Origin of the sequence: Streptomyces sp. HP-A2021 (assembly GCF_022807935.1) — a bacterium.
Lineage (GTDB): Bacteria > Actinomycetota > Actinomycetes > Streptomycetales > Streptomycetaceae > Streptomyces > Streptomyces afghaniensis.
On the sequence record NZ_CP094344.1, the window covers coordinates 6,896,614 to 6,915,373 of the forward strand.

The 18,760-nt window shown below is 71.7% G+C and carries 19 protein-coding genes and 1 riboswitch; of the genes, 7 read left to right on the forward strand and 12 right to left on the reverse strand.

Translation table 11 applies throughout. The annotated features are described in order from the left end of the window. Window positions 1–115: 115 nt before the first annotated feature. Complete coding sequence (locus MQE23_RS31180) at window positions 116–2,140, forward strand: phosphatase PAP2 family protein (RefSeq protein ID WP_037667323.1); 2,025 nt, start codon at window positions 116–118, stop codon at window positions 2,138–2,140. A gap of 10 nt (window positions 2,141–2,150) precedes the next feature. On the opposite strand, the gene MQE23_RS31185 is transcribed toward MQE23_RS31180, so the two are convergent. Together MQE23_RS31185 and MQE23_RS31190 are read right to left on the reverse strand one after the other, a co-directional pair. Beyond that, window positions 2,151–2,849, reverse strand: coding sequence for a VOC family protein (locus MQE23_RS31185; protein WP_020270339.1), 699 nt, complete (start codon window positions 2,847–2,849; stop codon window positions 2,151–2,153). 73 nt (window positions 2,850–2,922) lie between these two features. After that, window positions 2,923–3,333: an ATP-binding protein gene (locus MQE23_RS31190; protein WP_020270340.1), complete on the reverse strand. Its 411-nt coding sequence runs from the start codon at window positions 3,331–3,333 to the stop codon at window positions 2,923–2,925. Between the two features lie 91 nt (window positions 3,334–3,424). On the opposite strand from MQE23_RS31190, the gene MQE23_RS31195 reads away from it, so the two are divergent. After that, window positions 3,425–4,252 (forward strand): helix-turn-helix transcriptional regulator, encoded by an 828-nt coding sequence (locus MQE23_RS31195; RefSeq protein ID WP_020270341.1) that lies wholly within the window; start codon window positions 3,425–3,427, stop codon window positions 4,250–4,252. Continuing rightward, on the forward strand, window positions 4,233–4,421 hold the full coding sequence (locus MQE23_RS31200; protein WP_020270342.1) for a DUF397 domain-containing protein: 189 nt from the start codon (window positions 4,233–4,235) through the stop codon (window positions 4,419–4,421). The genes MQE23_RS31195 and MQE23_RS31200 overlap by 20 nt, the downstream gene beginning before the upstream one ends. Here MQE23_RS31200 and MQE23_RS31205 read toward each other — a convergent pair. Continuing rightward, window positions 4,405–5,574 carry a steroid 3-ketoacyl-CoA thiolase gene (locus MQE23_RS31205; protein ID WP_020270343.1) on the reverse strand — a complete coding sequence of 390 codons (1,170 nt, stop codon included), beginning with the start codon at window positions 5,572–5,574 and terminating at the stop codon, window positions 4,405–4,407. The genes MQE23_RS31200 and MQE23_RS31205 overlap by 17 nt on opposite strands. Window positions 5,575–5,791: 217 nt before the next feature. Between MQE23_RS31205 and MQE23_RS31210 the strand changes: the two genes are divergently transcribed. Beyond that, the gene (locus tag MQE23_RS31210; RefSeq protein WP_243380869.1) at window positions 5,792–7,027 is read left to right on the forward strand and encodes a cytochrome P450; all 1,236 of its coding nucleotides are present in this window, start codon (window positions 5,792–5,794) and stop codon (window positions 7,025–7,027) included. A gap of 3 nt (window positions 7,028–7,030) precedes the next feature. Here the strand turns inward: MQE23_RS31210 and MQE23_RS31215 are convergent, their stop codons facing one another. Next, window positions 7,031–7,621, reverse strand: coding sequence for a TetR/AcrR family transcriptional regulator (locus MQE23_RS31215; protein WP_020270345.1), 591 nt, complete (start codon window positions 7,619–7,621; stop codon window positions 7,031–7,033). A gap of 134 nt (window positions 7,622–7,755) precedes the next feature. Between MQE23_RS31215 and MQE23_RS31220 the strand changes: the two genes are divergently transcribed. After that, entirely contained in the window at window positions 7,756–8,676 is a 921-nt protein-coding gene (locus MQE23_RS31220) for a chlorophyllase (protein WP_243380870.1), read from the forward strand. 234 nt (window positions 8,677–8,910) lie between these two features. On the opposite strand, the gene MQE23_RS31225 is transcribed toward MQE23_RS31220, so the two are convergent. The 5 genes from MQE23_RS31225 to MQE23_RS31245 are packed head-to-tail and all read right to left on the reverse strand — an operon-like array spanning window position 8,911 to window position 14,374. Then, entirely contained in the window at window positions 8,911–9,735 is an 825-nt protein-coding gene (locus tag MQE23_RS31225; RefSeq protein ID WP_020275935.1) for an ECF transporter S component, read from the reverse strand. After that, window positions 9,732–11,387, reverse strand: coding sequence for an ABC transporter ATP-binding protein (locus MQE23_RS31230; RefSeq protein ID WP_243380871.1), 1,656 nt, complete (start codon window positions 11,385–11,387; stop codon window positions 9,732–9,734). Before MQE23_RS31230 ends, MQE23_RS31225 begins: the two co-directional genes overlap by 4 nt. Beyond that, a complete protein-coding gene (locus MQE23_RS31235) occupies window positions 11,384–12,487 on the reverse strand; it encodes a CbiQ family ECF transporter T component (RefSeq protein WP_020275933.1) in 1,104 nt (367 codons plus the stop codon). The genes MQE23_RS31230 and MQE23_RS31235 overlap by 4 nt, the downstream gene beginning before the upstream one ends. A gap of 46 nt (window positions 12,488–12,533) precedes the next feature. Beyond that, the gene (locus MQE23_RS31240; RefSeq protein WP_243380872.1) at window positions 12,534–13,160 is read right to left on the reverse strand and encodes an SCO2322 family protein; all 627 of its coding nucleotides are present in this window, start codon (window positions 13,158–13,160) and stop codon (window positions 12,534–12,536) included. Next, window positions 13,157–14,374, reverse strand: coding sequence for a prenyltransferase/squalene oxidase repeat-containing protein (locus tag MQE23_RS31245; RefSeq protein WP_243380873.1), 1,218 nt, complete (start codon window positions 14,372–14,374; stop codon window positions 13,157–13,159). The genes MQE23_RS31240 and MQE23_RS31245 overlap by 4 nt, the downstream gene beginning before the upstream one ends. Before the next feature lie 129 nt (window positions 14,375–14,503). After that, window positions 14,504–14,576: riboswitch (cobalamin riboswitch) on the reverse strand. 88 nt (window positions 14,577–14,664) lie between these two features. On the opposite strand from MQE23_RS31245, the gene MQE23_RS31250 reads away from it, so the two are divergent. Together MQE23_RS31250 and MQE23_RS31255 are read left to right on the forward strand one after the other, a co-directional pair. Then, window positions 14,665–15,342, forward strand: a complete 678-nt coding sequence (locus tag MQE23_RS31250; protein ID WP_243380874.1) for a phosphotransferase — start codon at window positions 14,665–14,667, stop codon at window positions 15,340–15,342. Window positions 15,343–15,387: 45 nt separating this feature from the next. Continuing rightward, the gene (locus MQE23_RS31255; RefSeq protein WP_037672314.1) at window positions 15,388–16,203 is read left to right on the forward strand and encodes an SAM-dependent methyltransferase; all 816 of its coding nucleotides are present in this window, start codon (window positions 15,388–15,390) and stop codon (window positions 16,201–16,203) included. A gap of 21 nt (window positions 16,204–16,224) precedes the next feature. Here MQE23_RS31255 and MQE23_RS31260 read toward each other — a convergent pair whose 3' ends face one another. The 3 genes from MQE23_RS31260 to MQE23_RS31270 all read right to left on the reverse strand — a co-directional run bounded on the left by MQE23_RS31260 (window position 16,225) and on the right by MQE23_RS31270 (window position 18,755). Then, entirely contained in the window at window positions 16,225–17,130 is a 906-nt protein-coding gene (locus MQE23_RS31260) for a helix-turn-helix transcriptional regulator (protein ID WP_020275928.1), read from the reverse strand. A gap of 91 nt (window positions 17,131–17,221) precedes the next feature. Continuing rightward, on the reverse strand, window positions 17,222–17,677 hold the full coding sequence (locus MQE23_RS31265) for a nuclear transport factor 2 family protein (RefSeq protein ID WP_020275927.1): 456 nt from the start codon (window positions 17,675–17,677) through the stop codon (window positions 17,222–17,224). Between the two features lie 49 nt (window positions 17,678–17,726). Further along, complete coding sequence (locus MQE23_RS31270; RefSeq protein WP_037672319.1) at window positions 17,727–18,755, reverse strand: MBL fold metallo-hydrolase; 1,029 nt, start codon at window positions 18,753–18,755, stop codon at window positions 17,727–17,729. Window positions 18,756–18,760: the final 5 nt, after the last annotated feature.

The following is an 18,760-nucleotide window of genomic DNA, read 5'->3' on the forward strand; positions in this document are numbered from 1 at the left end:
GGTTCCCACGAGATCTTGATGTGATCCTTCTCGCGCCACGAGAGGCAACCGCCCGTCTCGCGCACTATCGTCAACCGGACGAAGAGGGGCATACCGGGTAGAAGGCCGACGAGGCGTGGCGAATGCGGAGCGCAGCGGACGACCGACGGAAGCCTTCGGAGCGACAGCCGTCGGCGGGACCCGCACACGTCTGCGCGTGGCCTGTCTCGGGCTGTGGCTGATCGTCGCGGCCCTCGCCGCACGGCAGGTGGCCGCCGTTCTCGGCACCCCGCGCGGCGAGCGGCTGACGGATCTGGAGACCTGGGTCGGGCCGAACGGCGTCCTGCACGTGACCGGCTCGCTCTACGACTCGACCCGTTTCACCGGCACCCCCTTCGGCGGGCTCGCCCTCAAACCCCTCACCCGTTCGGCCGAACAGGCCCTCGGCTGGGGCTGGACCTTCGGCACGCTGCTGCTGGTCGTCGCCCTCGGCCTGATCGCCGCCCGCGCCCTGCCTCAGCCCATCGGCCGCCGCACGGCCCTGCTGGCCGCCCCCGTCGCCATCGGCCTGCTCATGCTGTCCCTGCCGGTCCGCAACACCCTGTGGCTCGGCCAGACCAGCATCGTCCCGGTCCTGCTCGTCCTGCTGGGCTGCTTCACCGCCCGCGGTCAGCGGACCAGCGGCCTGCTCATCGGCGTCGCGGCAGCGCTCCAGCCCACCCTGCTGCTCTTCACGCCCCTGCTGTGGTTCACCGGCCGCAGACGCGCCGTGCTCTCCACCGGCGTCACCTTCGCCGCCTGCACCGCACTGGCCTGGGCGGCGATGCCGCACGACTCCCACCGCTACTGGGTCCACCACATGGCGGGCGTGGGCCTCGGCGGCCCGGCCGACGACCTCGCCAACCAGTCCCTGCACGGCGCCCTGCTCCGGCTCGGCCTGACCGGCCCCCTGGAGGTCGCGCTCTTCCTGACGCTCGGCGCGGCCGTCGCCGTCCTGGCCCTGCGCCGCGCCGTGCGCTGCTTCGGCGACGGCCAGCTCCTCCTCGCCGTCGCGATCACCGGCTGCGCCGCGATCGTCGTCTCGCCCACGGCCTGGCAGCACCAGCTGCTGTGGGTGCTGCTCGCGGTCGTCGGCCGGGCCGGCAGACGCGCCGGTGACCGGTACGTCTGGCCGGTCACCGTCGTCCTGGTCATGACCCTGCCGGCCAGGATGATGCTGCCGGACATGCCGGTGCTGGACCCACTGCGCACCAACCTCGTCCTGCTCGCCGCCCTCGCCGCCGCCACGGCCGTGCCGTTCCTCTCCCGCACCTCCCCGCACTACCAGTCGCCGCTCCCGCCCGAGTACGCCCCCGCCGCCCCGGCCCGCTTCCGGCACCTCCCGCTCGCCCCCTTCCTGCGCCGGGTCCTCACCAGGCCGAACCTCCTCCTGGAACTCCTCCTCCTGCGGGTCACCTACGCCGCGTACGCCCAGGTCCGGCTCGCCGCGACCGGCGGCAGCATCTCGGCCGGACGGGCCGAGGCCGAGGAGAACGGCCGGCAGATCCTCGGCCTGGAACGCGCCCTGCACATCGACGTCGAGCACTGGGCCAACCACGCCGTCGTCACGATCGGCTGGCTGCGGGACTTCTTCGACCATTACTACACGTCGATGCATTTCATCGTCCCGCTGACCGTCCTCGCCGTCCTGTACTGGCGCCGCCCGGCCGACTACCGCTGGGCCCGCTCCGCCCTGGGCTTCGCCACCCTGCTCGCCCTGATCGGCTTCTGGCTCTACCCGCTGGCCCCGCCCCGGCTGATGCCGACACTCGGCTTCATCGACACCGTCCACGGCGTCCAGGACTTCTCCCAGCCCGACTACGGCACGCTCACGTCCCTGACCAACCAGTACGCGGCGATGCCGTCCCTGCACTTCGGCTGGTCACTGTGGTGCGGCGTCGTCATCGCCGTCCTGGCGCGCCGCTGGTGGATCAAGGCCCTGGGGTTGCTGCACCCGCTGCTCACCCTGTCCGCGATCGTGGCGACCGGGAACCACTGGGTGCTGGACGCGGTGGGCGGGGCCCTGGTGGCCGGGGCGGGCTTCGGTCTCGTGTACGTACTGACGGGCCCCAGGACGGCCGCCGCCGCTCCTCGACGCATTCCGTCTGAAGTCCGCGCCTAGACGAGTGGTGTCACGGGCGGTCGGTGGCTGTCCTGGGCGGCCCGGCCACGCCGACGCACGCCTCGTTGCCCTCGGGGTCGGCCAGCACCCAGTTCGACGGCGCGTCGGCGTCGCTCACCAGGCGGCCGCCGGCCGCGAGCGCTGCGGCTATCCGGATTTCGGCCTGGTCGTACGGCACCCAGACGTCCACGTGGACCCGGTTGCGCTGCGGGCGCGGTGCGTCCATCTGCTGGAAGTAGAACGGTGCTCCGCGGCGGCGCGGGTCCATCAGGTCCTCGCCGCTGTTCGCGCGGTCCTGGTAGCCGAGCAGGGCACGCCAGAACGCCACCACGTCGGGACCCGCGAGGGCGTCGATGGTGACCTGGACGGTCTGCACGGCGGACGGGTCGGCCGGTATGCCCAGCGCGCGGGCCACCGCCGAGATCTTCCGGGCCAGCTCGACGTGCCGTTCGGTCAGCCCGTAGTAGTCGTCCGTGACCGTGATCAGCCGTACGGTCACGCCCTCCCGCCGCACGTCGACGTCCGGGTGATCGTCCCCGACTCCCGGTATCTCACTGATCGCCTGCAAGAACTCGGCGCCGGCCGCGAACGATCCGGCGCGGAAGTACGCACACGCCCCCTCGCCCACGACGCGCCAGTCCTCCACGCCGACGGTCTCGTGGAACTGCTGCGGCCTCACGTGCTCCGTCTTGCGCTCTGGGTAGGTCATGCGCTCAACGTAGCTTGCAGGTCCGACAACTCCCTTCCAGCGGCTGCCGTACCCGGCCGCTGTCCGCGCGGGGTCACGAGCCCCGATGCGTAGGCGACGCGCATTCGAACCACACGGTCTTTCCGCCCCCGCGCCACAGCGACACGCCCCACTTGTCGGCCATCGCGTCGAGCAGGAGCAGCCCCCGGCCGCCCTCCGCCTCCGGGTCCAACCGGTCCGGGGAGACCGGCAGTCGATCACTGCCGTCCGTCACCTCGACCCGCACCCCGGCCGGCTGCCGCAGCAACAGCAGCGCACAGCGGCGGTCCGGGACGTGCTGTACGACGTTCGCCAGCAGCTCGGTCACGCCCAGCTCGACGGCGTCCGACAGCTCGGGCATCCGCCACTCTTCGAGGAAGGAGCGGACGATGCGGCGGACGTGGCGGGGGGCATGTTCACCGACGGTGAGGCGCATCGAGTACTGGGCGGGAATGTATTCGTTCACGGGACGAGGCTGACGTGCGGTGACTACCCTCGGCTACGGAACGGATACAACCCGTCCGGTGGTGGACGGAGTTGCGTGAGAGGGGCTCTGCGTGACCAACATCAATGCCCTTGACCCGGGTGCTTCCCCGCTCGATTACTACGGCTACGAGCTGCGCAGGCACAGGGAGGCGGCGGGGCTGACGCTGAAGCAGCTCGGGGGAATCCTCAACTACACCGGCTCGCTGGTGGGTCAGATCGAGACAGCGCGGAAGGTTCCGACGCCGGAGTTCAGCGAGCGGGTGGATGCGGCGCTGGGCACGGACGGTTTGTTCTCCCGGCTCGTCGAACTGGTGCTGCGGAGTCGGCTTCCGGCGTGGTTCCAGCAGGTGGCGGAGCTGGAGATGCGGGCGACCGAGATCTGCTCCTTCCAGACGCACATGGTGCTCGGGCTGCTTCAGACCCAGGGATACGCGCAGGCTGTGCTCGGCGCGCTCGACCGGAGCGACCTCGAAGACCGCACGGCAGTCCGCCTGGCTCGTCAACGCGTCTTCGAGAAGGGGGAGCCGCCGGTCTTCTGGGCAGTCCTGAGTGAGGCCGCGTTGCACTTGGAGATCGGTGGCCCGGAGGTGATGCGGGAGCAACTCGCGCACCTGTTGTCGTTCGAGAGCAACCCTCGGCTCAACATCCAGGTGCTGCCGTTCTCGGCGGGTGCGCACCCGGGTCTGCAAGGCTCGTTCGACGTCTACCGCTTTTCGACCGACCCCACCATCGTCTACACGGAGGGGTATGGCAGCGGGCATCCGACCGCGAACCCGGACACGGTCAGAGAGTGTTCGCTCCGTTACGATCACCTCCGGGCCGCCGCGCTTTCCCTCACCGACTCGGCGGAGCTCATCCGGCGCGTAATGGAGGATCGCTATGGAGATGCAGTGGCGTAAGTCGACGTACAGCGGCGACCAGGGCGGCCAGTGCCTCGAAGTCGCCGAAACCCCCCACACCACCATCGCAATACGCGACTCAAAGAACCCGGCGGGACCGATCCTCACGCTCGACCCCGCCACGTTCACCACGTTCATCAACTGGACGACGACTACAACCGCTGAATGATCGTGCCGGTGGCCAAACCGCCGCCCGCACACATCGTGATCAGCGCGAACTCCTTGTCCGCGCGCTCCAGTTCGTGAAGTGCCGTCGTGATGAGCCGGGCCCCGGTGGCCCCCACCGGGTGCCCGAGCGCGATCGCGCCGCCGTTCACGTTCACCTTCTCCAGGTCCTGCTCGAAGACCTGCGCCCAGCTCAGTACGACCGATGCGAACGCCTCGTTGATCTCCACGAGGTCGATGTCCTTCAGGGACATCCCGGCCTTGCCCAGTACGGCCCTGGTCGCGTCGATCGGGCCGTCGAGGTGGAAGTGGGGGTCGGCGCCCACCAGGGCCTGGGCCACGATCCGGGCCCGGGGCCGCAGCTTCAGGGCGCGAGCCATCCGCTTCGACGCCCACATGATCGCCGCCGCCCCGTCGGAGATCTGCGACGAGTTGCCCGCCGTGTGGACCGCCGTCGGCATGATCGGCTTCAGCGCGGCCAGCCCTTCCGCCGTCGTGTCGCGCAGGCCCTCGTCCTTGTCGACCAGGCGCCACATGCCCTGCCCGGCATGCTGCTCCTCCTCGGTCGTGGGGACCTGGACCGCGAACGTCTCCCGTTTGAAGCGCTCCTCCGCCCAGGCGTGGGCGGCCCGCTCCTGGGAGGCGAGGCCCAGCGCGTCGACGTTCTCGCGGGTCAGACCACGGTGGCGGGCGATGCGCTCGGCGGCCTCGAACTGGTTCGGCAGGTCGACGTTCCACTCGTCGGGGAACGGCTTGCCCGGCCCGTGCTTCGAGCCAGACCCGAGCGGCACCCGGGACATGGACTCCACCCCGCAGGAGATGCCGACGTCGATCACGCCCGTGGCGACCATGTTGGCCAGCATGTGGGAGGCCTGCTGGGAGGACCCGCACTGCGCGTCCACGGTCGTCGCGGCCGTCTCGTAGGGGAGCCCCATCGTGAGCCAGGCCGTGCGCGCGGGGTTCATGGACTGCTCGCCGGCGTGGGTGACCGTACCGCCGACGATCTGCTCGACGCAGTCGGCCGGGATACCGGTGCGGCCGAGGAGTTCGCGGTACGTCTCGCCCAGGAGGTAGGCGGGGTGCAGGTTGGCGAGCGCGCCGCCGCGCTTGCCGATGGGGGTGCGTACGGCTTCGACGATCACGGGTTCGGCAGCCATGGGTGCGGGTCCTCTCCGGGAGGCTACGCGGAACTAGTACGCGTTCTAGTTCTGACTGCAGTGTGCTGAGGGTCACTTACTCACCGCAAGGGTCGTGCGGGCAATTGAGGGGCCCGTGCCTCTTGCTACTTGTAGAACCCGTTACTACCGTCACCGCAACTCCGCACAGCTGATGGGCCGTCAGACTCAGAGTCGGTACGAGTGGTGGGAGCCGCCCATGTCCTGTCCCGCGCTGCCCGACGGGTTCGACTTCACCGACCCCGACCTGCTGCACAGCCGCGTGCCCCTGCCGGAGTTCGCCGAGCTGCGCCGGGTGGAGCCGGTCTGCTGGGTGCCGCAGCCGGCGGGTCTCGCCGGCTTCCAGGACGAGGGTTACTGGGCGGTCACCCGGCACGCCGACGTCAAGTACGTCTCCACGCACCCGGAGCTGTTCTCGTCGTACCTCAACACGGCGATCATCCGCTTCAACGAGCACATCGACCGCGACTCCATCGACGCGCAGCGGTTCATCCTGCTGAACATGGACCCGCCGGAGCACACGCGGGTCCGGCAGATCGTGCAGCGCGGGTTCACGCCCCGGGCGATCCGCGCGCTGGAGGAGCGGCTGCGGGCCCGTGCCCGGGCGATCGTGGCGAACGCCCGCGCGCACACCGGCCCGTTCGACTTCGTCACCCAGGTCGCCTGCGAACTGCCCCTCCAGGCGATAGCGGAGCTGATGGGGGTGCCGCAGGAGGACCGGGACAAGATCTTCGACTGGTCCAACAAGATGATCGCGTACGACGATCCCGAGTACGCCATCACCGAGGAGGTCGGCGCCGAGTCGGCCACGGAGATCATCGCCTACGCGATGAACATGGCCGCCGACCGCAAGCAGTGCCCCGCCCACGACATCGTCACGCAACTGGTGGCGGCGGAGGACCAGGGCAACCTCAACTCGGACGAGTTCGGCTTCTTCGTGCTGATGCTGGCCGTGGCCGGCAACGAGACCACCCGCAACGCCATCACCCACGGCATGCACGCCTTCCTCACCCACCCCGAGCAGTGGGAGCTGTACAAGCGGGAGCGGCCGTCGACGACAGCGGAGGAGATCGTGCGCTGGGCGACCCCGGTCGCCGCCTTCCAGCGCACCGCCACCCAGGACACCGAGCTGGGCGGCAAGCTGATCCGCAAGGGTGATCGGGTGGGGCTGTTCTACGCCTCCGCCAACCACGACCCCGAGGTCTTCGACGAGCCGGACGCCTTCGACATCACCCGCGATCCCAATCCCCACCTCGGTTTCGGCGGCGGCGGCCCGCACTACTGCCTGGGCAAGTCCCTCGCCGTGCTGGAGATCGACCTCATCTTCAACGCCGTCGCCGACGCCATGCCGGATCTTGAACTGGTCGAGGATCCGCGTCGATTGAGGTCGGCTTGGATCAACGGAGTGAAAGAACTCCGGGTTCGGGCCCAGTAGCGGTCACTGCGGTTGGCGCAGTCCCGCGACGAGGAGCGCGACCAGTCGGCGTGCGTCGTAGTGGGGGTCGCTGTCAGCGCCGACGCAGAGGTTTCCGATGCCGCGCATGAACGGGTAGGCGTCGAGGTCGGAGCGGATCTCGCCGGACGCGGCGGCGGCTTCGAGCAGTTGGGTGCACACCGGCAGGAGCTGTTCGAGGAAGTAGGTGTGCAGCGGTCCGAAGCAGGTGCTGTCCCCCTGCATCGCGGTGGCCAGGCCGTGCTTGGTGACCAGGAAGTCGACGAAGAGATCGACCCACCGCACCAGGGCGGCATGGGGTGTCGGGCTGCTCGCGAGCAGGGCCGGGCCGGCTTCGGCGCAGGCGTCGACCTGGTGGCGGTAGACGGCGATGACGAGATCCGCCCGGGTGGGGAAGTGGCGGTAGATCGTGCCCACCCCGACGCCGGCCCTGGCCGCGATGTCACGCACCGGCGCGTCCACGCCCGAACTGACGAAGACCTCGGCGGCCGCGTCCAGCAGGGCCTGCTGGTTGCGCCGGGCGTCCTTGCGCTTGGACCGGGCTGAGCTTCCGGCGCTCTGGCCGCTGTCGTTCACCGTGTCGTCCTTCCGTGCGGGTGCGTGCTGTTGCGGGCGGTTGTAAAGCGGAACCATGTTCCGTATCGTGAGCTCGTAATCGGAACGGCGTTCCGTTTCATTCATGATGACAGACCTGACCGGAAGGCACCCCCATGCCCGGCACTTCCCTGTCCGACTCGACCACGGTGATCTCCGCGAAGCCGGTGGTCCTGCCCGCCCCGGGCCGCGGTGAGGACCTCCAGGTCCGCGTGTCCGCTCCCGCGACCGGCGGCGATCTGCCCGTCGTCGTCTTCTCGCACGGCTTCGGCTGGTCGATGAACGGCTACGCCCCGCTGGCGGACCACTGGGCCGCCCAGGGCTTCGTGGTGGTGCAGCCCACCCACCTGGACTCCAGGACGCTGGGCCTGCCTCCCGAGGACCCCCGCACGCCGCGGATCTGGCGCTTCCGTATCGAGGACCTCACACGCGTGCTGGACGGACTCGACGTTCTCGAAGCCTCCGTACCGGGCCTCACCGGACGCCTCGACCGCGACCGCGTCGCCGTGGCCGGCCACTCCTGGGGAGCCCAGACGTCGAGCATGCTCCTCGGCGCGCGCGTCCTCGACTCCGACGGTGTTCCCGGCGAGGACATGTCCGACCCTCGTGTGAAGGCCGGTGTGCTGCTCGCCATGGCCGGCCTGGGCGACGACCTGACCCCGTTCGCCGTCGAGCACCTGCCCTTCATGAGGCCGTCCTTCGACACCATGACCACACCGGCGCTCATCGTCGCCGGGGACCACGACGACTCCGCGCTGACCACACGCGGACCGGACTGGTTCACCGACCCCTACACCTACAGCCCGGGGAAGAAGAGCCTGCTCACGCTGTTCGGGGCGGAGCACTCGCTCGGGGGCATCCCCGGCTACGAGGTGGCGGAGACGACCGACGAGAGCCCCGCACGCGTCGCACTGCTCCAGCGCCTCACCACCGCCTACCTGCGCAGCGCCCTCTACCCCGGGGACACCAGCTGGAAGGCGGCGGCCGTCGCGCTGGAGGAGGACCCGGAGCCGCTGGGGAAGCTCCAGAGCAAGTAGGCGAGGGCGCAGGGAGGGGCGAAGGCGACGGCCCCGGGGATCAGGGGGCCGCCGCCTTCGGTCTTGGGGGGGGCTCGGTTTTGGGGGTGGCCTGGCCAGAGAAACAGGCACGCGGGATGCCCGCAAGGAACCCGCTTACTAGGGGTGGCCGCATGTGCGCGGAAGGTCTGGTCGGTGACCGGGGGTTGTTCCTACGGCCCCACTTCGTAAGTGACGGGGGTCATGTGGGGGGCTTCACGTCCGGGGCGCGTCGAACGTGACCGGCGTCTCGAAGGCCGCCCGGCGGGTGGCCCGGCGCAGCGCCCGCAGGACCGCGGGGCCGAGCGTGAGGGTCAGTACGACCGTGACGACGGCCCGGCCCAGGTCCCAGCCCAGCGACGTGGCCAGGCAGTACGCGAGGAAACGGGCCAGGTTGGCGGCGACCGCCGCGTGCGGGTCGAAGCCGACGCCCGATGCGAGGGCACTCATGAAGGGCCAGCCGGCCAGGTTCATGATCGTGCCGTAGGCGAAGGCGGCGAGGAAGCCGTAGGACGCGAGCATCGCGAGCTCCGCCCGGCCGCGCAGCCGGTCCGGGCCCGGCAGCAGGCCCGCACCCATCGCGAACCAGCCCATCGCCAGCATCTGGAACGGCAGCCACGGGCCCACCCCGCCCGTGAGCAGCGCGGACGCGAACATCGTCACCGAGCCGAGGACGAACCCGAACCCCGGGCCGAGGACCCGACCGCTCAGCACCATCAGGAAGAACATCGGCTCGATACCGGCCGTACCGGCGCCGATCGGCCGCAGAGCCGCACCCGTGGCGGCCAGCACGCCGAGCATCGCGACCGCCTTCGGGCCGAGACCGGACTCCGAGATCGCCGCCGCCACCACCGCGACGAGCAGCACCAGCAGGCCCGCGAAGAGCCAGGGCGCGTCCTGCGCGTGCGCGCTGAGCCGCGAGGTGGGCGGGGTCAGGAACGGCCAGCCGAAGCCGATGACGCCGACCGCGCTGACGAGGACCAGGGCGGTGACGGAGCGGGGGCCGAGGCGGACGGCTCGGGCCTGGCGCTGAGTGTTCACGAGCTGGTCCCGGGCTGGAGCGCCGCGCGGACCTGGGAGACCGTGAGCCAGTGCTGCGTGGCGAGGATCTTGGTGACCTGTGGGGCGAAGGAGGGGGAGGAGACCACGATGTCCGCCGTCGGGCCGTCCGCGATCACCTCGCCGTCGGCGAGCAGGACGACCCGGTGGGCGAGCTCGGCCGCCAGCTCCACGTCGTGCGTGGCCAGCACGATGGCGTGCCCCTCGGCGGCGAGGGTGCGGAGCACCGTGACCAGGCGGGCCTTCGCCGCGTAGTCCAGGCCGCGGGTCGGCTCGTCGAGCAGGAGCAGCGGGGGCCGGGCGGTGAGTACGACCGCCAGGGCGAGGGCGAGGCGCTGGCCCTCCGAGAGGTCCCGGGGGTGAGTGTCGTCGGTGACGCCGGGGAGCAGTTCGGTGACCAGGGCACGGCAGGTGCCGGGTTCTGCGTCCGCGTCCTGGTCGGCCGCCGTGCACTCGGCGGCGACGGTGTCGGCGTAGAGCAGGTCTCGGGGTTCCTGCGGGACCAGGCCGACCTTGCGTACGAGGTCCTTCGGGCGTGTGCGGTGGGGGACGGCTTCGCCGAGCCGGACGGTTCCCGCGGTGGGGGTGACGAGGCCGACCAGGGAGTTGAGGAGGGTGGACTTTCCGGCGCCGTTGCGGCCCATGAGGGCGATGGTCTCGCCGGGGGTGATGGTGAGGTCGATGCCGCGGAGGGCTTGGATGCGGGCGCGGGTGACCGCGAGGGAGCGGAGTGCGCCTACCGGGGTGGGGGGTTCGGAGCGTTTGCGGGTGCGGGTTGTGTGGGGCTTGTCGCGCAGTTCCCCGCGCCCCTTGGGGGCGATGTCCAGCTGTCGGCGTAGAGGAGCTGCCCTTCGCCGCGCGTCGCGGACCGTCAGCGGAAGGGGGTTCCAACCCGCCAAGCGGCCCAGGGCCACCACCGGTGGGTACACCGGGGACACGGCCATCACCTCGGCCGGGGTGCCTACGACCGGCGGCTTGCCCGGGGCGGGCAGCAGGACGACCTGGTCGGCGTACTGGATGACGCGTTCCAGGCGGTGTTCGGCCAGGAGGACCGTCGTGCCGAGGTCGTGCACGAGGCGCTGGAGGACCGCCAGGACCTCCTCGGCGGCGGCCGGGTCGAGCGCGGAGGTCGGCTCGTCCAGGACGAGGACGCTCGGGTGCGGGGTGAGGACCGAGCCGATCGCGACACGCTGCTGCTGGCCGCCGGAGAGCGTGGCGATCGGGCGGTGGCGCAGATCGGCCAGGCCGAGCAGGTCGAGCGTCTCCTCGACGCGGCGCCGCATCACGTCCGGGGCCAGGCCCAGCGACTCCATGCCGTAGGCGAGTTCGTCCTCGACGGTGTCGGTGACGAAGTGGGAGAGCGGGTCCTGGCCCACCGTGCCGACGACATCGGCGAGTTCGCGCGGCTTGTGGGTGCGGGTGTCCCGCCCGGCGACCGTGACCCTGCCGCGCAGGGTGCCGCCGGTGAAGTGCGGGACGAGCCCGCTGACCGCGCCCAGGACGGTGGACTTGCCGACGCCGGACGGGCCGGCCAGGAGGACGAGTTCACCTTCCGGGACCTCGAAGTCGACGCCCCGGACGGTGGGTTCGGCGGCACCGTCGTACGTCACGGACACATCCTCGAAGCGGATCACCACGGCTCCTTGGGATCGGGGGCGACGAACGCGGGCAGCAGGCCGAGCAGGATCGCCGCCGCGGGCCAGAGGGGAAGCGTGGGGGCCACGAGCGGCACCACACCCGGGTGCAGGGCCGCGGGGTCGCGGGCCGCGGCGAGCGTGAGGAGCGCGGCGACCGCCACGCCGGAGGCGACGACCAGCCACGCGCGCACGTCCCAGCGGTCGGGGCGGTACCGGGTGCGCAGCGACCGCCGTCCGCCGAGCCGGAGACCCGCGAGGGCGGCGGCGAGGCCCGCGAGGAGGAGCGGGATGCCGTATGTGGCGCCCTCGGCGGTGAGCAGTCCGTACGTCCCGGCGCACACGCCGAGCAGGCCGCCGAGCGTGAGGGCGGCGGTGGTGCGGCGGACGGCGGCGGGGACCTGGGCGGTACGGCCGTAGCCGCGCGCGTCCATCGCGGCGGCGAGCGACACCGAGCGCTCCAGCGCGCCCTCCAGGACCGGCAGGCCCACGTGCAGCAGGCCCCGGAGGCCCTTGTCCGGGCGGCCGCGCAGGCGGCGGGCGGCGCGCAGGCGCTGGACGTCGGCGATGAGGTTCGGCGCGAAGGTCAGGGCCACGACGACCGCGACGCCCATCTCGTACAGGGCGCCCGGGAGGGACTTGAGCAGGCGGGAGGGGTTCGCCAGGGCGTTCGCGGCGCCGACGCAGATGAGCAGGGTGGCCAGCTTGAGGCCGTCGTACAGGGCGAAGGTGAGGGCCTCGGCGGTGACCTCGCCGCCGAGGCGGATGCCCTGGGCCCAGGCGGGGAGGTCGGCTTCGGGGAGAGTGAGGAGGGTGTGCGTGCCGGGGATGGGGGAGCCGAGGACCGTGGCGAAGAGCAGGCGGATGAGCAGGACGGCGAGGGCGAGTTTGACGAAGGCGCCGTAGGAGCGGGACCAGGGGGTGTCGGGGCGGCGGGTGGCGACGACGTAGGCGGAGACCGTGATGAGGAGGGTGAGGAGGAGGGGGTTGGTGGTGCGGGTGGCTGCGGTGCCGAGGGAAAGGGACCAGAGCCACCAGGCGCCGGGGTGCAGGGGGGTGGGCTGCGCAACCCGGCGCTGCGGGGTGCCGCCTGTGCCCACCCGTGCCGCCCCAGCGGCACGACTGCCCACAGGCTGGGGCGTTGTCCTACGCACGTCGGCGTACCTGCCACACTGCTGCTCCGCCCAAGGCCACCACCACTGCGATGCCCGCCACCAAGCCCAGGGACGGGCCGCCGTCCGAGGTGTGCTTCTTCTCTGCGGTCGGGGGCTGCTTCTTCGACACCTGCTCTCCGCAACCCTTCTCCGGGTAACCCGAGATGGCGCACAGGAGGGCGTTCGTGTCGTAGCGCAGGGGCTTGGCCACCGCTGCCAGGGCCTCGCCCGTCGTCGCGTCGGGGGAGACCTGGGCGCAGGCCGTTCGGGCCGGGGGCGGGGTCTCGCCGGACGGGGCGTCCTTCGTCGTGCCGAAGTCGAGGAGGAGAGCGACCCGCTTCTTGCCGTCCCGCGCGGGCGTTTTCGCGCAGATCGCCTTGAAGTCGGCCGTGCCACGCGGCCGGGCCGCGTCCTTGGAGTCCTCGCTCACCGCGAAGCGGAAGCCCTGGACGTCGCCGTCCGAGGGGCGGGCCGTGGACGGGCCCTGGGTGGCGTACACCCAGTGGTCGCCGTCGCGGTCCCAGAACGACCAGTACCGGTAGCCGGCGGCCTGGGCCTGGCCCACTCCCGCGCACAGCAGGAGCGAGGCCAGGAGAAGGAGAACGGCCCGGCGGATCACGGCTGCTGCCTCTTCCGGCGGCCGCTGAAGAGGAATCCGATGCCGACGCCGGCGACGAGGCAGACGCCGACGTACCACCAGACGCCGAAGACGTCCGAGTCGCTCTTTTCGTCCGTCGCGCGGGTCTTCTCGGTGGTCTGCGGGGCAGGGCCCGTCGCGTTCAGCCGCTTCACCAGGTCGGTGCCGCCGAAGTCGCGCGGGTTCGTGCCGGTCGCGTGCGCGGCGAAGATCAGTTGGGCGTAGGCGGCGGGGCCGTTCTGGGCGGCCCAGGCCGCGGAGTTCTTCTCCAGCCAGCGCAGGGACTTCGCCGCCTGCCCGGTGTCACCGTGCGCGGCGAGTGCGACGACCGCGTCGGCGGTGTTGCCGTAGTCGGGCTGGGGGTCCGAGCCGGGTGTGGGCGAGGTGAGGTGGCCGTCCTCGGCGAGAGCCTTGGCGAGGTAGCCGGCTCCGTTGGCCGCCGCCTGCTCCGGCGTCTTCTTGTTCTTGCCCTCGCAGGCCTGGCCCTTCGCGGCCTCGGTCCTCGCGCCGGGCTTCACCACCATGCCCTTGCCCAGGGTGCCCAGCACACCCGCAGCCGTGGCATCGGCGTTGGCGGCCAGTTCGCCCTTCTCGTCCGGCTGGAACGCGAAGGCGCCCGCGTCGTCGCCGTCACAGCCGAGGGCGAGGGTCAGCAGCGCGTCGTAGGGCGACTTGCCGCCCTTCTCGACCTGTTGCGGCTTCTCACCGGCGGCGGTCAGCGCGCCGATGACGACGGACGTGGAGTTGGTGTCGCTGGCGCCGCCGGGCGTGTAGCCCCAGCCGCCGTCCTTGTTCTGGACGGACTTCAGCCAGGTGACGGCCTTGCCGGTGACGGCGTCGTGCCCGCCGAGGGCGGTGAGGGCCTGTACGGCGGCGGCCGTCTGGTTGGTGTCGACCATCGTCTTGGCGTCGCACGCGGTGGTGGGATCGGCGCGGTACGGGGCGAAGGAACCGTCCGCGCACTGCTGGCGCACCAGCCACTCCACGGACTTCGCCGCCGGCTTCACCCCGACGGTGTGCTGCGCGAGCAGGGCGAGGGACTGGCGCCAGACGCCGTCGTACTGGGGGTCCTTGTCGCCGTACAGGGCGGACGGGAACGCCTGGGACGGGGAGGGGGACGGGGCGGCGGCGGCCGGTGTGGCGGCGCCGATCACGGCGACGGCGGCCAGGACCGCGGCGCTGCGGCGGACGTTCATGATCGGCGGGTGCCTCTCCCTGCGGGGAGCCGGGCAGCACGGGACACCCCGGCGGCTCGGCTCCGTATACCTCGACGGTGCCGTGCACCGGCTCTCTGCCGGGCACGTGAGCCGGTCACGAACCGTACGGGGCGATCCGGCTCACCACCTCGGGCGGCGGTACACGGTTGCGGGTCAGCGCCGGAATTGCACCGGCTTCCCCCCGTACGGGTGTGATGACGACCTGCTTACTGTACCCGCACGCCCAAAAACGGCCTGAGGGTGCCGGGGGGCCGGGATACCTTCGGCTCATGCCGACGACACCACCGGGACGCCTGCTCGGCTCGGGCCGCCGTGCCGACGTGTACGCGCTCGACGAGGGTTGGGTGCTGCGGCGTGAACGGGAGGGCGGGGGCGACGCGGCGGGCGAGGGCGCGGTGATGCAGCACGTGCACGCCCACGGCTACCCGGTGCCCCGGGTCCGCCCGACCGGCTCGCGCACCGACCTGGTGATGGAACGGCTCTCCGGCCCGACCATGCTCCAGGCCTGCCTGGCGGGCACGCTGGACCCGACGGAGGCCGGCTCGATCCTCGCCCGGCTGCTGCGCCGGCTCCACACCGTCCCCGCCCTGCGCTCCACCGACCCGGCCGTCCGCGTCCTGCACCTGGATCTGCACCCGGAGAACGTGATCCTGACCCCCGACGGCCCCCGCGTCATCGACTGGTCGAACACGGAGGAGGGCGAACCGGTCCTGGACCGGGCGGTGTCCGCCGTGATCCTCGCCCAGGCCGCCGTCGCCGGTGACCACCTCTCCAGCCCGGCCCGCACCATGCTGACCGCCCTCCTCGCCGACGCGTCCCCCCTCACCCGGCCCGCCCTGACGGAGGCCCTGCGCCGCCGGTCAGCCGACCCGACCATGAGCCGGGCCGAAGTCGAACTGCTGGTCCCGGCGGGGGAGTTGATCCTGTCTCAGGGGCGAACAAGCTGACGGACAAGCTAACGTGGGCCTCCACGACCACACGCAGGAGCGTCCATGACTGATCAGGTGGGAAACTCCGGGCAGGAGCCGCTTCCCAAGATCGACACCTCCGTGCCGCACTCGGCCCGGATCTGGAACTACTGGCTGGGCGGGAAGGACAACTACGAAGTCGACCGTGTGGCCGGTGACGCGTTCCGCGAGATCTTCCCGGGCATCGAGACCGGGGCCCGCGCCGCCCGCTACTTCCTCGCCCGCGCCGTCCGCCACCTCGCCGCCGAGGAGGGCATCCGCCAGTTCCTGGACATCGGCACCGGGCTGCCCAACGTGGACAACACCCACCAGATCGCCCAGGGGGTGGCCCCGGACAGCCGGATCGTCTACGTCGACAACGACCCGCTGGTGCTGGCCCACGCCCGCGCGCTGCTCACCAGCACCCAGGAAGGCGTCACCAACTACGTCGACGCCGACCTGCGCGAGCCGGGCACGATCATCCGGGAAGCCGGCAAGACGCTGGACTTCGACCAGCCCGTCGCCCTCATGCTGATGGGCATCCTGGGCCACATCGAGGACCACGACGAGGCACGCTCGATCGTGCGGCAGCTGGTGGACGCCCTGCCCTCCGGCAGCTACCTCGTCCAGTACGACAGCACCGACACCAGCGAGGACTACGTCCGGGCCATCCAGCAGTACAACGACGGCGGTTCGATCCCGTACATCCTGCGCAGCCCCGAGCAGATCGCCCGCTACTTCGACGGTCTGGAACTGCTCGAACCGGGCGTGACGTCCTGCTCGCGCTGGCGCCCCGACGCCGCGGCCCTGGATCTCCCGGCGGAGGTGCACCAGTACGGCGGTGTCGCCCTGAAGCGCTGACTTCCCAGGTCTCCCGGGGGATCAGGTCTCCTGGAGGATGCGGTGGAGGATGGTCGGGGTCTCGTCCGGTGACTCGGCTTCGACCACCAGCCGGTTCATCGCGTCCCAGTAGCACTCGATCTCGGCGGGCCGGTCGGGATAGAGCGCGGTGGTGAGCTGTTCGAGGTAGACCACGTCGGGCAGCTCCCCGCCGGGGAGGCGCAGAATCGTGACCGGACCGCCCTCCGCGGCGTGGCCGCCGACGCGGAACGGCAGGATCTGGACCGTGACCTGCGGCAGCCGGCAGATCTCGATGAGATACCTGAGCTGGGCGCGCATGACGGAGAGACCGCCCACCGGGCGACGCAGCGCCGCCTCGTCGATCACGGCCCACAGCCGGGTCGCGGGCTGCCGGTGCAGTATCCGCTGGCGGGTCAGCCGCAGCGCGACCCGGCGTTCCATCTCCTGCGCACCGGCGTCCGGGTGGGCGAGCCGGAGGGAGGCCCGGGCGTAGTCGGCGGTCTGGAGCAGCCCGGGAACGCGCTGGACCTGGAAGCAGCGGATGACGCTCGCCGCCTGCTCGGCGCCGAGGTACGTCTGCATCCAGGCGGGCACCACGTCGCTGTAGTACTGCCACCAGGCCGGGGTGTTGGCCTGCTCGGCCAGTGCCAGCAGGGTCGCGCGCTCGGCCTCGTCCGTGACGCCGTAGAGCGTGAGCAGATCGGTGACGTCCCGCAGTTTGAACCCGTGCCGGCCCGCCTCCATCCGGCTGATCTTGGACGAGGAGGCCCGGATGACATGCCCCGCGTCCGCCCGGCCCATGCCCCGCTCCTCGCGCAGTCGCCTGAGCCGGGCGCCCAGCGCCAGCCGCGGCACCATGGGCCCGGCCGATCGGCTGTCCAGGGCTCCACTGCCGGACGTCGTACGAGCGGCCTCTTCGGTGCCCATGGGCGTATCTCCTTGCGGTGGAACGCAACTCCGCAGGCCTGCGATTGCCGCGGCACAGTCATCCTAGGGCCCAGCCCGGACACCATCTGGCTTATGACAGAGGCGAGTTCGCCCGCGGCGTGGCTCCGCCGAAGGGAAGGTGCAGGGTTCGGGAGGCGAGCAGCCAGGCGCCGTCGGCCCTGTGGAACGTGTCCTCGTAGTGCCCGGCCTGGACCGGCGGCCCGGCCGGAACCACACCGCCGTCGTAGCCGTCGACGCGGTACGTCGTGAAGTACGAGATCGCCGTGGCCGCGTCCCGGGACGTCACCGTGACCAGAACGTTGGACATCATGCGCCGGGACAGCCGGTCGGCGGGGCGGGAGCCGAAGTACGCGCGCAGGGCGTCCCGGCCCTTGACCAGCCGCCCGTCCTCCGGCCACCGCCAGACGCCGTCCTCGGTGAACAGCTCGGCCACGGAGGAGGGTTCGCCCAGGTCGAGCCGGTGGACGAAGTCGATGATCAGGCGCTCGCAGGCGCGTTCGGCGAGGAGGCGTTCCAGGGGGTCCATGGTCGTTTCGTAGCACCCCGGCGGCCTGTCCTGCGCCGGGTTTGCCACGTCATTGCACCGCCGAGTACGTCACCGGATCACTCCCCGGCACCGCCTCCGCCCGGCCCGCCTTGACCAGGCGGCGCAGATGGGACTCGGCCTCCGAGACGGCGATGGTGCGGGAACCGTGGGGGATGTCGGCCCAGGGGCGGTTCCACTCCATGCGTTCGGCGAGCTGCCAGGGTGTGAGCGGCTCGGCGAGGAGGGTCAGCAGGTCCGTGAGGCGGGTCTCGTGATGGGCGAGCAGTTCGCGGACGCGGGCGGCGGCGTCGGGGAACGCGTGCTGGTGGGCGGGGAGCACCTCGGCGGGCGCGAGGCGGCCCACGCGTTCCAGGGAGTCCAGGTAGTCGCCCAGGGGGTCGGTGACGGTGGCGTCGTCGGGGTCCTCGTAGAGGCCGATGTGCGGGGTGATCTCCGGCAGCAGGTGGTCGCCGGAGAACAGGCGGCCGTGGCCGGGGAGCCGGGCGGGGTGGGTCTCCTCCAGGTGGAGGCAGACGTGGCCCGGCGTGTGCCCCGGGGTCCAGATCGCGCGCAGGCGGCGGCCGGGGAGGTCGAGGAGTTCGCCGGGGACGATGTCGCGGTCGGGCAGGGCGGGGGAGAGACCGGGCAGGGCGCGGGGCCGGGCCGCGCGCAGCGGGGCGACGTGCTCCTCCGGGGCGCCGGCGGCCGTGAGCTTGGCCGTCATGTACGAGAACCAGCGCTCGGGACGGGCCTCCCGGGTCCGCCGTACGACCGCCGTGTCGGCCGCGTGCATCGCGATCCACGCGCCCGACGCCTCCCGGACCCGGCCGGACAGGCCGTGGTGGTCCGGGTGGTGGTGGGTGACGACCACGCCGTGGATCTCGGCGACCGAGGTGCCGCACGCCGTGAGGCCGGACGCGAGGGTGTCCCAGGACGTGGGGTCGTCCCAGCCGGTGTCGATCAGTACCGGGCCCCGGTCGGTGTCGACGACGTACACCAGCGTGTGGCCGAGCGGGTTGTCCGGGATGGGGACCCGCAGGGACCGGACGCCTCCGCCGTGGTCGTACACCGCCGGTATGGGCT